At 52.8% G+C, this 13,710-nt stretch carries 10 protein-coding genes and 1 other annotated feature; of the genes, 3 read left to right on the forward strand and 7 right to left on the reverse strand.

The genetic code is table 11. The features are described 5' to 3' along the window. Positions 1–1,513 (reverse strand): GAF domain-containing protein (locus BCV73_RS18470; RefSeq protein WP_218828157.1); only part of this gene is annotated, 1,513 nt, incomplete at its 3' end. 476 nt (positions 1,514–1,989) lie between these two features. Here BCV73_RS18470 and rpsD point away from each other — a divergent pair. Next, positions 1,990–2,589: a 30S ribosomal protein S4 gene (gene rpsD, locus BCV73_RS18475; RefSeq protein ID WP_076169912.1), complete on the forward strand. Its 600-nt coding sequence runs from the start codon at positions 1,990–1,992 to the stop codon at positions 2,587–2,589. Positions 2,590–2,732: 143 nt separating this feature from the next. Here the strand turns inward: rpsD and tyrS are convergent, their stop codons facing one another. Further along, complete coding sequence (tyrS, locus tag BCV73_RS18480; protein ID WP_089548153.1) at positions 2,733–3,986, reverse strand: tyrosine--tRNA ligase; 1,254 nt, start codon at positions 3,984–3,986, stop codon at positions 2,733–2,735. A gap of 57 nt (positions 3,987–4,043) precedes the next feature. Continuing rightward, positions 4,044–4,308, reverse strand: a binding site (T-box leader). A gap of 148 nt (positions 4,309–4,456) precedes the next feature. Between tyrS and BCV73_RS18485 the strand changes: the two genes are divergently transcribed. Beyond that, on the forward strand, positions 4,457–7,573 hold the full coding sequence (locus BCV73_RS18485) for a transglycosylase domain-containing protein (RefSeq protein WP_089548154.1): 3,117 nt from the start codon (positions 4,457–4,459) through the stop codon (positions 7,571–7,573). Positions 7,574–7,776: 203 nt separating this feature from the next. Here the strand turns inward: BCV73_RS18485 and acsA are convergent, their stop codons facing one another. Beyond that, the gene (gene acsA, locus BCV73_RS18490) at positions 7,777–9,501 is read right to left on the reverse strand and encodes an acetate--CoA ligase (RefSeq protein ID WP_089548155.1); all 1,725 of its coding nucleotides are present in this window, start codon (positions 9,499–9,501) and stop codon (positions 7,777–7,779) included. 283 nt (positions 9,502–9,784) lie between these two features. On the opposite strand from acsA, the gene BCV73_RS18495 reads away from it, so the two are divergent. Beyond that, positions 9,785–10,417 (forward strand): GNAT family N-acetyltransferase, encoded by a 633-nt coding sequence (locus BCV73_RS18495; protein WP_089548156.1) that lies wholly within the window; start codon positions 9,785–9,787, stop codon positions 10,415–10,417. Between the two features lie 177 nt (positions 10,418–10,594). Here BCV73_RS18495 and BCV73_RS18500 read toward each other — a convergent pair whose 3' ends face one another. From BCV73_RS18500 to BCV73_RS18515, 4 genes are all read right to left on the reverse strand, one after another. Further along, positions 10,595–11,293 carry a 5'-methylthioadenosine/adenosylhomocysteine nucleosidase gene (locus tag BCV73_RS18500; RefSeq protein WP_089548157.1) on the reverse strand — a complete coding sequence of 233 codons (699 nt, stop codon included), beginning with the start codon at positions 11,291–11,293 and terminating at the stop codon, positions 10,595–10,597. Between the two features lie 205 nt (positions 11,294–11,498). After that, positions 11,499–12,512, reverse strand: coding sequence for a catabolite control protein A (gene ccpA / locus BCV73_RS18505; protein ID WP_076169906.1), 1,014 nt, complete (start codon positions 12,510–12,512; stop codon positions 11,499–11,501). Positions 12,513–12,602: 90 nt separating this feature from the next. Next, positions 12,603–12,950 carry a bacillithiol system redox-active protein YtxJ gene (gene ytxJ / locus BCV73_RS18510; RefSeq protein ID WP_076169905.1) on the reverse strand — a complete coding sequence of 116 codons (348 nt, stop codon included), beginning with the start codon at positions 12,948–12,950 and terminating at the stop codon, positions 12,603–12,605. Between the two features lie 112 nt (positions 12,951–13,062). Further along, positions 13,063–13,368, reverse strand: coding sequence for a hypothetical protein (locus tag BCV73_RS18515; RefSeq protein ID WP_089548158.1), 306 nt, complete (start codon positions 13,366–13,368; stop codon positions 13,063–13,065). Positions 13,369–13,710 lie beyond the last annotated feature (342 nt).

The following is a 13,710-nucleotide window of genomic DNA, read 5'->3' on the forward strand; positions in this document are numbered from 1 at the left end:
GGTTGGCCATCCGTCTCAGCTCGGCGTGGAGCAGCGCGTTGCTCACCGACAGTCCGATGTGGCTGGACAAGGTCTGCAGAAGCCGGTAGTTGTCATAGGAAAAATAATGAGGGCTGCGGTGCGTCAGCAGAATCGCCCCCATTACCTTGCCGTTTACGGTCAGCGGTGAAGCGATGAGGGATTGCGAATGCGTGATTTCCATCAGCTTTGAGGGGACTTTGCCGTTCAGCGAATAGTCTGACAGAATTACAGGTTCCTTTTTATGAAAGACAAGTCCGCCGAAGCCGTACTCTGCGTCAAAAGACGGGGCAAGACCGGGAACGTTGGATGCCATGACCTCCAGAACGTCCCGCTCCTCATTGTACTGCAGGAAGCAGCAGTAATCCGCCTGAAAAATATCCAGCATCTCCTCGCTGGCAAACTTGTAGATATCCCCCAGCTTGAGGCTCTGGTTCAGCCGCTGGGTCAATTCGTTAATGAGGCGCAGCTCATGAATCAGCAGGTTCGACTGCTCGTAGAGCTTCGCATTCTCGAACGCGTTCCCCGCCGTGTCGACCACCATGCTGATCAGCTGCAGATCTAAATCTTCCCGGAGCTCCCGGGACATCACAAGATGCAGCACCCCGTAGACGCCCTGCTTGCCGCCGAGCGGTATGGCGATTTCGGTCTGGCCTTCCATTCCTTCGCCGCTGCCATCCTGCATCATGAGCCTTCCATCCATAAAAGACCTGACGCAGATATCCTCGCCCCAGGGATGAAACACGAGCGGTTCTACCCGCGGATTGCGGCTTTGGTGGTCCTGGGACATGAGCAGCCTCGCCCGGATAGTGGGGTACAGTACTTCAAGGCTGTCCAGAACTTCCGTCAGCACGGTTTCGACGTCGATCTGATCATGCATCCGCTGCATGATTTGGAACAGGATGGACCGGCGGTTGGCTTCCCGTTCCGTGCTTTCCTGTACCTTCAGAATATCCGATACGAGGGCAAACTTAAAGCTTTTGTACAGGCAGGAACGATAGTGAAGCGCCATCGCGGCAACGGTGTCCCGGATTCCTTCATCAAAAAAGCGTGCGGGGATTCCGCAGACCATAAGGCATACCAGCGCATGGTCCCGGCGTGTAAAGACCGGAATAACCGTCGTGACCCAGGAGCTTCCGCGATCCGCCGGGTCATCAGGATGGACCCAGACTTGTTCCCCGGACTCCAGGCAGCGCCCGATCTCTCCCGTCAAACCGCAGAAAGGTTCCGCAAGGAGAGCTTCATCGCCTTCGATCCACCGCCCCTCGTAATCTGTCACGGCCCATAGGGCTTGTCCGCTTAACGTCAGCGCCTGCCCTTCGGTGCTCCATTGGAGAAAGGCTTCCTGAATCACGTGATCCACATAGGGCAAATCATGAATGGACAAGTCGATCTCCTGCAGCCAGGAAGTAGCCGACTCTGAGGGAAACGCCAGCTCGGTATTCGTCTGGAACAGGCTTTGATGCTTGGTTGTTTCTCGTTGGTGTTCTGACATAGACAGGCGCTCCTTTACACCGTGCCCAGAGGGTGTCTTTCAAGGCACCATAGAATCACAATCAATCATTGTCATCCTTGCAATATGAAAATCCCCTGACAAAGTCGGGTTATGTCGGATGTGTTATAATAATCATATTCTACTCTGTTCCAAGCAATTTTGCACTCATATTTCAGATATTCGTCCTACTTTTTTAGGACTATAGCCCTATCGACAAAATTAGACTTTTCCAGCACAATGTCAGGCCTTGACTTTTGCCTACTCTATAATATAAAATCTATTGTTGAAAAAGACTGCAATATAGTCTTGATTTGGGCGTAACGTTGTGTCACCCTCACGTCATTTGTTGCTGACAGGACAGCGGCTGAACTTTCCCGTCAGTTGTGCGGTTCGTATTAGAACGCACAGGTAAACAAATACGGCGCAAATAGAGCCCTACTGTAAATTATTCGAAAAATAAAGGAGTCTACTATAACATGGCACGTTACACAGGTCCAAAGTTCAAATTGAGCCGTCGTCTGGGAATTTCCCTGAGCGGTACTGGTAAAGAATTGAAACGCCCTTTTCCTCCGGGACAACACGGTCCTAACCAACGGAGAAAAATGAGCAACTACGGTATGCAGCTTCAAGAAAAACAAAAATTGCGCCACATGTACGGTTTGGGTGAAAAGCAATTCCGCACGCTGTTCGACAGAGCGCAAAAAATGCAAGGTATTGCCGGTGAAAACTTCATGTTCTTGCTGGAAAGCCGTTTGGACAACCTTGTTTACCGTCTTGGTTTCGCTAACTCCCGTGCAGGAGCGCGCCAATTGGTCGCTCACGGTCACGTGACTGTTAACGGCAAGAAAGTAAACGTTGCTTCCTACCAAGTAAGCACAGGCGACGTGATCGGTCTTCGCGAAAGAAGCCGCAGCCTCTCTTCTATTAAAGAAGCGCTGGAAAACCGTACGCATCTGCCAGGCTACCTGGAGTACAACGATGGAGCTTTGGAAGGTAAATACATCCGTTTCCCAGAGCGCGCCGAGCTTTCCCAAGACATCGACGAAAGACAAATCGTCGAATTCTACAACCGTTAATATTTGCTGCAACCAAGCCTGGAACTTTATGTTCCGGGCTTTTTTGTTTGTTCTGGATGAAAAACAGGGCCGACTGGCAGCCCTGTGTATCGTGGTAGTATCCCCCCGGCCTCTCCCAGCCTTCTCACGGCTTCTTACATCTTCTATAGCAGCCGGAGCTTGGCAAATTTGCGTCTTCCCGCTTGAACGATATCGCCGTCCCGGACCGCGATCTCCGCATGGGGATCCTCGATTTTCACTTCATTCAGCTTGACCGATCCTTGCTGAATGCTCCTTCTGGCTTCACTGTTGGAAGAAGCAAATCCGATGAGGGTCAGCAGCCGGACCAGCCGGATGGCCCCTCCCTGCAGCTCGTTTTCGGGGATATCGCGCAGCTCGATATCTTCAGGAAGCGCACGCTGCTGAAAGACCGTGACGAAATGCTGCCGGGCCGCTTCGGCCGCCTCCTGCCCGTGGTACATCCGGACAAAGGCTGCCGCCAGGCTCATTTTGGCATCCCTTGGGTGGATACGGCCGCCTTCCAATCCTTCGCGCAGAATCCGAAGGTCTTCATTCGTTATATCCGTGGCCAGCTCGAAGTATTTCACCATCAGACCATCCGGCACCGACATCGTTTTGCCGAACATTTCGTTCGGTGCGTCATCGATTCCGATGTAATTGCCGAGGCTTTTGCTCATCTTCTGCACGCCATCCAGCCCTTCCAGCAGCGGAAGCGTGACCGCCACCTGCGGCTCTGCCCCGTATTCCTTCTGCAAGGTGCGGCCCATCATGAGATTAAACGTCTGATCCGTACCGCCGATCTCGATATCCGTCTCCAGCGCCACCGAATCCATGCCCTGCATCAGCGGGTAGAAAAACTCGTGAATGCTGATCGGGAGACCGCCGGCATACCGTTTGGAAAAATCGTCTCGCTCCAGCATCCGGGCCACCGTCACTTTGGAACCGAGCCCGATCACGTCGGCAAAGGTCATCGGTCCGAGCCATTCGGAGTTGTAGTATACCTTCGCTTTGTCCGGACTTAATATTTTGAACGCCTGAGCCTGGTACGTTTCCGCATTCCGCTTCACGTCCTCTTCCGTCAGCTGCCTGCGGGTTTCCGATTTCCCGGTCGGGTCGCCGATCCGGCCCGTGAAATCCCCGATGATCAGCTGCACCTCATGGCCCAGCTCCTGAAACTGCCGCAGCTTGTGCAGCACTACCGTGTGCCCCATATGAATGTCCGGAGCGGATGGATCAAGACCCAGCTTTACCTTGAGCGGCCGTCCTTGCACAACCGACCGGATCACCTTGCGTTCCAGCTCTTCGTTCGGCAGGATTTCGACCGTCCCCCTCCTGATGACAGCCAGTTGGCGTTCAACCTCTTCCTTCTGGGCCGGCATGAGTTGTTCCCAGTTCATCGTCATCAACCTCTCTCTGATCCGTTAGAATGTACAGCAAAAAGGCTCCTTCTCGTCCCAAGGGACGAGAAGGAGCCTGCTCGCGTTACCACCCTAATTAAAGCAGCCGTTTCGGGGACGATCCCCTTCCACCCACTGCTTTCACTTCATTACGATAACGGACTGCCAGGTCCGGTGCCAGACTACTTACGCTCCAGGTGACGCGCGTTCCTCCGGACGGCTCAAGACGGTAATTCAAAGGGAGAGGCTGCCGGTTTGCACCACCCACCGGCTCTCTGATCAGCCCAGGCTCCCTTCTACTGGAGTCTTTCTTTGCCTTTTGACGATATGTTCTTTTTGGATTAACCCTATTTATACCACACACCCGAAAAAAGTCAATGATTGCCATCCATTTGGCCACGATTCGATCTCTGCATTCAAAATACGCAATTTATGCTATAATAGTTCCGTCAAAAGGAGGATAGCCACGAATGGTTGAAGATAACAAACAAAAGCCGGAAGAGCAGACCGCTCCGAAAAAACGGTCCTACGGCCGCATCATCGGCCTTACCGCGATGTGGACGCTGGTCGTTATCGTTATGGGAGCGCTGTTCGCCGGCGGTACGGCAGCCGGGTACCTCACTTCCATCGTGAAGGATGATCCGGTCCGTTCCAGGGCATTGATTGACCAGAAGATGAGCGAGAACTCCATTACGGGATTCGCCTACTTCCGTGACGGCACCCCCATCGGACAGCTTCGGACCGATGAGGACAGACGCCCCGTGGAGTATAAGCAGATACCGCCCATCGTCATCGACGCCGTCGTATCGATTGAAGACAATAACTTTTTTACACATAAGGGTGTTGACATCAAGGGCACGCTCCGTGCCGTCAAACAGAAGCTTCTGCATGAATCCGTGCAGACCGGAGGAAGCACGCTCACCCAGCAACTGGCCAGACGCGTTTTCCTGAACCTGGACAAAACGGAAGACCGGAAATTCAAGGAAATTTTGCTCGCGCTCCGGCTGGAGCGGTTTATGACGAAAGAAGAAATTTTAACGGCATACTTAAACAAGGTTCCGTTCGGCAACGGATCCAGCGGCTACAATCTGTACGGTATTCAGGCCGCAGCCAAAGGCATTTTTAATATTAGTGATCTCAGTAAATTGAACGTCGCCGAGGCGGCTTATTTGGCCGGTCTTCCTCAGCTGCCTTCCAGATATTCGGCCTTCAACGGCAAAGGCGAGTTTAACGAAGCCAACTTTAAACGCGCCATCGACCGGCAGCATTTGGTGCTCCGGCGGATGCTTGAGGAGAACAAAATCACGGAGGCGCAGTACAAGGAAGCGCTCGCTTTCGACATCCGTAAGCAGCTGGCTCCCCATGTGGAGAAGGCATACGCCACCTTCCCTTATCTGATGATGGAAACGGAGCGCCAAGGCGCCCAAATCATCATGCAGCTGAATGAGCAGGCGGAAGGCAAGGTTCCCGGGGACGATGCGAAGCAGGACGGCGACCTGCTTGAAGAAGCCCGGCAGCAGCTCAGCACGGGCGGGTATCGGATCTATACCACCATTGATAAAAAGGTGTACAATACGATGCATAAAATCGCCGAGGATGACAGCAACTTCTCCCCTGACAGCAAAACCAAGGGGGCCGAGCAAACGGCGGCCATGATGATCAACAACAAGACCGGCGCCATTCTCGGCATGATCGAGGGCCGTGATTTTAACAAAGAACAGATGAACTATGCGACCCAGATGATCCGCCAGCCGGGATCGACGATGAAGCCGATTGCGGCTTACCTGCCGGCGATTGAGTCCGGCGCAATTCAACCGGCAAGCGTGGTTGACGATTCGCCGATCATTTTGCCGGACTGGCAAAAAGGGTATCATATTCCCAAAAACTCAACTTCGGGATATAAAGGATTGATGACGGCGCGCTCCGCACTCAACAATTCCGTGAATACGGTCGCGCTTAAACTATACAATAACGTTGTCGGAATCCAGAACGCCTGGAGCTTTGCCAAGAAGCTCGGGATCACGACCCTGCAACCGGATGATTATGGTGCAAAGACCGGCGTGCTGGGCGGCCTCGTTTACGGTGTGACGGTTGAAGAGCTGACCAATGCTTACAGCGCCATTGCGAACAACGGCCAGTTTAACGACGCCTACATGATCGAGAAAATCACCGACTCCAAAGGCAACATCGTGTATCAGCACGAAGCCAAGCCGGTGCAGGCTTTTTCCAAGCAGACGGCCTATCTGATGACCGACATGCTGCGGACCGTCATCACCGAAGGAACCGGCGATGTCGTCCGCAAAAATTACAAGCATTTTAAAAACGTGCCGATCGTCGGCAAAACGGGTACGACCCAGAATTACGGAGACGTCTGGTTTTTGGGCTATTCCCCTGACGTGACGCTTGGGGTCTGGGCAGGCTATAAGGAACAAAAGAACACCTTGACCACCAAGGCGGCGAAGAAACGCGCCCAGTCGATCTGGACCCTCGTGATGAACGAGGTGATCGACAGAGAACCGGAGCTGTTCAAGACTTCGAAGTTCGATAAACCGGACGGCATCGTAACCAAGACGGTGTCCGCCTACAGCGGCAAATTGCCGACATCGCTCACGGACCGGTTCGTGACCGACATTTTCAACAGCAAATACGTTCCGACGGAAAGCGACGACGGCATCGCCAAGGAGAAGTACATTACCTACAACGGCGTAAACTATATCCCGCAGGATGGTACGCCGGATGACATGCTCAAGGAGAAGGTCGTCGTCAAACGGGAAAAACCGATTTCCGAGCTGATCAAAGAGCTGGAGAACGCGTTTGCCAAAATGAAGGGCGGCCACAATGCGCTGTCTTACTACATCCCGAGGGATGCCAACAGCGACATGCCGACCAAGATCGATCCGCGCGTAGACGACGGCGCCGCACCGGCTGCCCCATCGAACGCTTCGATCTCGTGGAACGGCAGCAAGGCCGTCATCTCCTTCAGCCCTACCGGACAATCCGATGTCGTCGGCTACCGGCTGTACCGCTCGGATAACGGCGGCTCCTACCGGAGACAGGCCAGCCTTCTCGTGGGAGAAGGGTCATCCTTTACCAGCGCTGCGAGCGGCGGATCCAGCTTCTATGTCACGGCCGTGGACGTGGCCGGCAAGGAGTCCGCACCGAGCATGACCGTGGGCCTGGGAGGCGGATTGACCAACATTATCGGAGGCACGGACAATCCGGACGGGGAACAAGGACAAAACGACGGGCAGGACAATCCGGACGGCGGTGTGGCATCCGGAGAGACACCGGGAACGGAACAGGCGCCTCAGACGGCTCCAGCCGCCCCTAGCGGGCTTCAAATGGCTGCTACGGAGACCGGAATCCAATTCCAGTGGACCGCCGCAGGAGCCCAGGAAATGGTCACAGAGTACGATGTTTATTACAGTACGAATCCGAACGGTCCGTATGTTAAATTAGGCACCAGCACGGAGCCTGGCTTATCGTACACCACATCGACTCCAATCAAAGGTTACTTCTTCGTATCTGCGGTAAATAGTGCAGGCGAATCGCCAAAATCGCCGGGCGCCTACTTTGAGAAAAAGTAATGGACCTGGCAAGCAGATATAGCATCACAAGAGGCAATCCCGGTATGGGATTGCCTCTTGTATTGTATAGAGCGGTTTATCTTAAAAATCGGGATAACGAAAACAGCCGGCTGTCAGGGTATAACCCTGGGCAACCGGCTGTTCTTTATTCTGTTTACGGCGTTATCCCTTACCGTTAGCAAAGGTAACGCTAGATTCAGTGCTTAGTCTTCAATTGTGGACAAATCGCCTGTCGGAAGGTTTAACTCCCACGCCTTCAGCACGCGCCGCATAATTTTACCGGAACGCGTCTTCGGCAGTTTATCCTTGAACTCAATTTCGCGCGGTGCAGCATGGGCCGATAATCCCTCTTTGACGAAGCGGTAGATCTCGTCCTTAAGCTCCTGCGACTCGGTGTAACCTTCGCGAAGCGAGATAAACGCCTTGATGATTTCGCCTCTCGTCGCATCCGGCTTGCCGATGACGCCGGCTTCTGCAACCGCCGGGTGCTCGACAAGCTTGCTCTCGACTTCGAACGGTCCGATCCGCTCGCCGGACGAGTTGATGACATCGTCGATCCGGCCTTGGAACCAGAAATAACCTTCTTCGTCCATGTATGCCGAGTCCCCGGAAATATACCAGCCGGGAATTCTGAAATACTCCTGATACTTGGCCGGGTTTTTCCAAATCTGGTTCATCATCGACGGCCAAGGGGCCTTAATGGCCAGATTGCCCATCGTATATGGCGCCACTTCCTTGCCATTATCGTCCAGGATAGCGGCCTCGATCCCTGGAAGCGGGCGTCCCATCGAGCCAGGCTTGATGGCCATGGAAGGATAGTTACAGATCAGCTGCCCGCCCGTTTCGGTCATCCACCATGTATCGTGAATGCGCTGCCCGTATACCTTCTCGCCCCAGCGGACGACTTCAGGGTTCAGCGGCTCGCCAACGGACAGAACGTGGCGGAGGCTGCTGAGGTCAAACTGGGAGATCACATCGGCCCCGGCCCCCATCAGCATCCGGAAAGCGGTCGGAGCGCTGTACCACACCGTGACTTTGTATTTATCAATCGTTCCGTACCAATCCTGCGGGCTGAAGCGTCCGCCGCGGATGACATTGGTTACCCCGTTCAGCCATGGGGCAAAAATGCCGTACGATGTCCCTGTTACCCAGCCCGGGTCAGCCGTACACCAATAGGTATCGTCTTCCCGAAGATCAAGGACGATCCGCCCCGTATAGTAATGCTGAATCATCGCATTCTGAACGTGGTATACGCCCTTCGGCTTGCCGGTGGAGCCGGAAGTATAATGAATAATCAATCCGTCGCTGCGGTCCAGCCATTCGATCTGCAGGTCCGCAGGCGCTTCGTTCATTTCCTGCTTAAAATCAATAATGCTGTCGTCCGTCTGTACATTGTCGCCAACGACGAAAATATGCTTCAAGTCGGGAAGCTCATCCTTCTTGACGCGCCCAAGCAGCTGCGGCGTCGTAATCAGGGCGACGGCCCCGCTGTCTTCGAGCCGATCCTTGACGGCCGTCTCCATAAACGCTTCAAAGAGCGGTCCAACGACGGCTCCCACTTTCAAAATACCCATGAGGGAGAAATAAAGCTCCGGACTCCGCGGCATAAAAATAAACACCCGGTCTCCCTTACCGATACCGTATTTGCGCAGCACGTTACCGAATTTGTCGGACTGCTCCTTCATCTCCGCAAAGGTATATGACTCGTCACGGGAAGCATCGCTGTACAGGAGCGCCGTCTTCGATCCGCGTCCTTCCGCCACATGGCGGTCAATTGCCTCGTAAGCCATATTTACCTTGCCTGTGTCATACCAGGTGAAATGTTTCTCCACATCTTCCCATTGAAACTCGGAACGAGCCTGTTCATAATCGCCCATATTGGATGATGAAACCACGCTCGGCAAGATTTCATTGTGAATTTGATCCATACTTTCATCCTCCCTCTGTTCTCCCATGCTAGGGCAGCGCTTACAATCTTGTATGAGTTCATGCCAATAGATTGACACCATACACATCATGACTTGATTTACGAGAGTTTTGAATGATTGCTGAAAGGGTATAGCATACAGGTTAAGCACTTACGGAAACAGCAAAAAATGTGACTAATTTATGTCAGAGATATTATAGCACAGGATGTATGCCCCTGCCATTCCCTTTTCATTTATTTGTTTTTTTGCTATAAGTAGGTTAGAAGCAGAAAGGAGCGTCCAGATGGAACACCTCAAACTGTATCATGTCCATCCGCTGTCCCGCGAGGACCGCTGCCTGATTGTCGAAGGTCCCGTACCGCCGGGAAGACTCGCGGAGCTTACGATGCATCCGGATCTCGACGCTTTCCGCAGGCCGGCCGAGCAGCACAAGGCGTTGATCGAAATCGCCGGCCTTCCGGAAGGGAGAATCATCATTACCCGGGATGAAAACGTGATCGTCGGCTATGTCACCTTCCATTACCCGGACGAGCAGGAACGCTGGTCGCAGGGCCATATGGCCGACCTGATCGAGCTGGGAGCGATTGAGGTGGCCAACAGCTACCGTTCGCTGGGACTCGGGCAGAAAATGATCACAACCGCTTTTGAAGGCGGCCAAATGGAGCCCTACATTGTCTTTACGACCGAGTATTATTGGCATTGGGACCTCAAATCCAGCGGCCTCAGCGTATGGGACTATCGCAAAATGATGGAGCGGCTGATGAAAGTCGTGGACATGGTATGGTACGCCACCGACGATCCGGAGATCTGTTCCCATCCGGCCAACTGCCTTATGGTCCGCATCGGCCGGGACGTTCCGCTATCCTCCAAGGAACAGTTTGACCGGATCCGTTTCCAGCAGCGATTTATGTATTAACCATATACACAATGTTTCGGAGATGGCCTTTGCCATATGCCGGACAAGCCGAAAAAATCCCCGGTCTCCCGGAAGAGGGACGAAGCGAGCCGATCATCGTGCGGCTCCATCCTCTCTTCAAGGGACTGGGGATTTTTAGTTAGATTCCAATCGTTTCGATGCTTGTCGAGCCGCCGACTACAACCGCTGCACCATGTAATCCAAAATCGCATGGGAGCGGCGTGACGACGCCACCGTAAATTCAGCAAAATTGGCATGTGCCGAACCGTCGGCCTTGTCGGACATCGACCGGATCACAACAAACGGCACGCCGTTCATATAGCAGACTTGGGCTACGGCAGAGCCTTCCATTTCGACGCAGGCTCCTTCCATATGCTCATAAAACCAGGATACCTGATCGACGTTCGCGATAAACTGGTCCCCTGAGAGAACACGTCCCACCTTGCAGTTGACCTCTCCAAGAGCCTGGCAAGCTTCCTGCGCCAAAGCGATGAGACTTGCGTCCGCCTTGAACTCCGATACTTCCTGGTAAGGGATTACGCCACGTGCATATCCGAGCGGGCTGACATCCATATCATGCTGCACGCAGTCCGACGAAATGACGATATCGCCGATGTTCAGTTCGGGATGAACGGCTCCGGCCACACCGGTAAACAGCACTTTGCCGACGCCAAACTGGTCGATCAAAATTTGCGTCGTTACCGCCGCATTGACTTTGCCCACGCCGGATTTGCAAACGATAACCGGCTTGCCTCTGTAAGTACCCCGGGCATATTTGACGCCCGCTTTCGTAACCGTCTCCGCCCCTTCCATCCCGGCAAGGAGCAGTTCCACTTCCTCATCCATGGCTCCAATGATTCCTATCATTTCTGGCATGTCATCTCCAATCCTTTCAAGCAGTCAGTTCTCGATGATGCTATTTGTGTGCAAAAATATGATTTCAGACGATTAGGACTTAATGGCTATGAAAACAGGCACATGGCCGCATCGTATCTGTTAATAGCCGCACATCCCAAAAAAAGCTCCCTGAAGGAGCTTTTTTCACGAGTATTCAACCTTTTTCATATTTGGATATGTCTATTTATTCCTCGTTCACATGACTTACGGAGAGCCGCAAAATCGTTTCGTGAGGAAGAATGACCCGAGGGTTGTCCACATTTTCTTTCTTCATCAGCTTGGTCAAGAGACGCATCGCTACCGCACCCAAATCGTACATCGGCTGCGCTACAGTCGTCAGCTGCGGACGAACCATCGAAGCCATGCGGATGTTATCCACACTGATGATCGAGAAGTCATCGGGAACCTTCAGACCTTCGTCTTGAATGCTGTGAATGGCGCCGATCGCCATCTCGTCGGTGGCCGCAAAGATCGCCGTAGGCTTCTTCTTCAGCCCGAGGAAATACTTCATCGCTTCCACACCGGACTCGTACCGGTAGTTGCCGATGCGAACCAGGTCTTCCTGATACTCGATGCCGGCAGCTTCCAGCGCTCTCTTGTAGCCTTGGAAACGAGCATAGCCGTTCGCCGGGTCCTGGAGCGTTCCGCTGATCATGGCGATGTCCCGGTGACCGTGACGAATCAGCGTATTTACCGCGTCAAAGGCGGCCGCCTCATGATCGATATCCACGGAAGGATAAATGCCGTTCTCGTCGCGCGTCGCACAGAGCACGATCGGCACAGCCGAAGTCTGGAATGCCTGAATATGCTCGTCCGTTACGGTTCCGCCCATGAAGAGCAGCCCGTCCACCTGCTTCTCAAGCAGCGTGTTGATGACGCGAATTTCCTTGTCTTTTCTCTTGTCAGCGTTACACAAAATGATATTGTAGTGGTACATATTGGCGATATCTTCGATACCCCGGGCGATCTCCGCAAAAATGGAGTTGGATATGTCCGGAATCACGACACCCACGGTTGTCGTTTTCTTGCTGGCAAGTCCTCTTGCCACTGCGTTCGGACGATATCCTAAACGTTCAATTGCTTCATATACTTTCTTCCGGGTCTGAGGCTTCACGTTCGGATTGTTGTTGACAACCCGCGATACCGTGGCCATCGATACGCCTGCTTCACGCGCCACATCGTAAATGGTTACCGTCAAATTCCTTCTCTCCATTGCAAATAAATTTTCATTCGTCAACCCATTAAACTCAATGATACGACAAAATTTTGCATTGTGCAATGATTACACTTACAGCTGTTGCAAATGCTCTTTAATCACTTCAGAAGTAATATGAGAATGAGACGTATGCCAGATGGGCGCCTGATTTTGAACCAGAATAACCTGAGGCGATTCATGCTGCACCCCAAGACGATCCGCCGCTTCCATCGATACCGGACGGTCTTCGACAACATGGATCAGACCATACTGTACGGCTTCATTCGGCTGATCTTCCAAGTAAGACATCATTTCCCGATACGCACCGGCGCTGATCGGGCAGCGTGTACTGTGCTTAAACAGCAGCAGAGGCTTATCTGTGGAGGCTTCCAATGCGGATTGCAGCTGATCGCTAGTAGTCAGTTTAGTCATTGTCGCCATTTGATATACATCCCCTTTTTTCGATTCAAATCCTGAATCTATCGTATCAAAAAGCTCGTGAAAAATCCAACATACCTAGCGAAAAACCCGAAAAAATGCAGTAAAACGTAAATCAGGCGTAAAATTGGTTCAATTCAGGGAGCATCGCCGACAGCTGGGACAGCCGCTCCCGGATATTTTCCACCCACTCGTGGTCCTCAGTCTGTTCGGCAAAGCTGTATAAGTCCAGAAGCAGGTTGATACGGTCCCTGACCTCGGTTTCAATCTGCAGCTCCAAATCTTCGCGGGACAGGCTTTCGGGACGCAGGAACACCTCGCGAACCATTCCTGCCAGCTCATGGTGGTCTGCCAAAGAAAAGCTTCGACGGGAAGGACGCTCCCCGAGCGTCTCGACGCATTTCTTCAGCACCGGTCTCATGCATGGCAGCAGCTCATAATTCGAACAATCGTCACAAGCAAGCACCGGAACATGCCGTATGATTACATTACGGGTATACATCACCGTGCGGAGGTCAAGTCTAAGGACTTCCCCACATTTACATTTTGATCCCATATTTCCACCCCATATATCTTTTTACATCTTTATATAGTCATTGTAAAAATCGTCGTTCCCCTTCGTATTCGCCCTGCCCGCGCTGGATTCCTTCCTCTCCAGCCCACCTGTTTTATTTACCAAACGGCCCATCCCTTTCTTGTAAAGCATGATTGTTCTATTCATTTTTGTTACACTGGAAACATAGGGACATTTACTCAGGAGGGA

Origin of the sequence: Paenibacillus sp. SSG-1, assembly GCF_002224835.1 — a bacterium.
In the GTDB taxonomy this organism is placed as follows: domain Bacteria; phylum Bacillota; class Bacilli; order Paenibacillales; family Paenibacillaceae; genus Paenibacillus_AQ; species Paenibacillus_AQ favisporus.

Excerpts from the sequence above, each read along its gene's own strand:
- BCV73_RS18515 (WP_089548158.1), bottom strand. The coding sequence starts at position 13,368 with ATGAGACCGGTGCTGAAGAAATGCGTCGAGACGCTCGGGGAGCGTCCT.
- BCV73_RS18485 (WP_089548154.1), top strand. The coding sequence starts at position 4,457 with ATGGTTGAAGATAACAAACAAAAGCCGGAAGAGCAGACCGCTCCGAAA.
- BCV73_RS18495 (WP_089548156.1), top strand. The coding sequence starts at position 9,785 with ATGGAACACCTCAAACTGTATCATGTCCATCCGCTGTCCCGCGAGGAC.
- rpsD (WP_076169912.1), top strand. The coding sequence starts at position 1,990 with ATGGCACGTTACACAGGTCCAAAGTTCAAATTGAGCCGTCGTCTGGGA.
- ytxJ (WP_076169905.1), bottom strand. The coding sequence starts at position 12,950 with ATGGCGACAATGACTAAACTGACTACTAGCGATCAGCTGCAATCCGCA.
- tyrS (WP_089548153.1), bottom strand. The coding sequence starts at position 3,986 with ATGAACTGGGAACAACTCATGCCGGCCCAGAAGGAAGAGGTTGAACGC.
- acsA (WP_089548155.1), bottom strand. The coding sequence starts at position 9,501 with ATGGATCAAATTCACAATGAAATCTTGCCGAGCGTGGTTTCATCATCC.
- BCV73_RS18500 (WP_089548157.1), bottom strand. The coding sequence starts at position 11,293 with ATGCCAGAAATGATAGGAATCATTGGAGCCATGGATGAGGAAGTGGAA.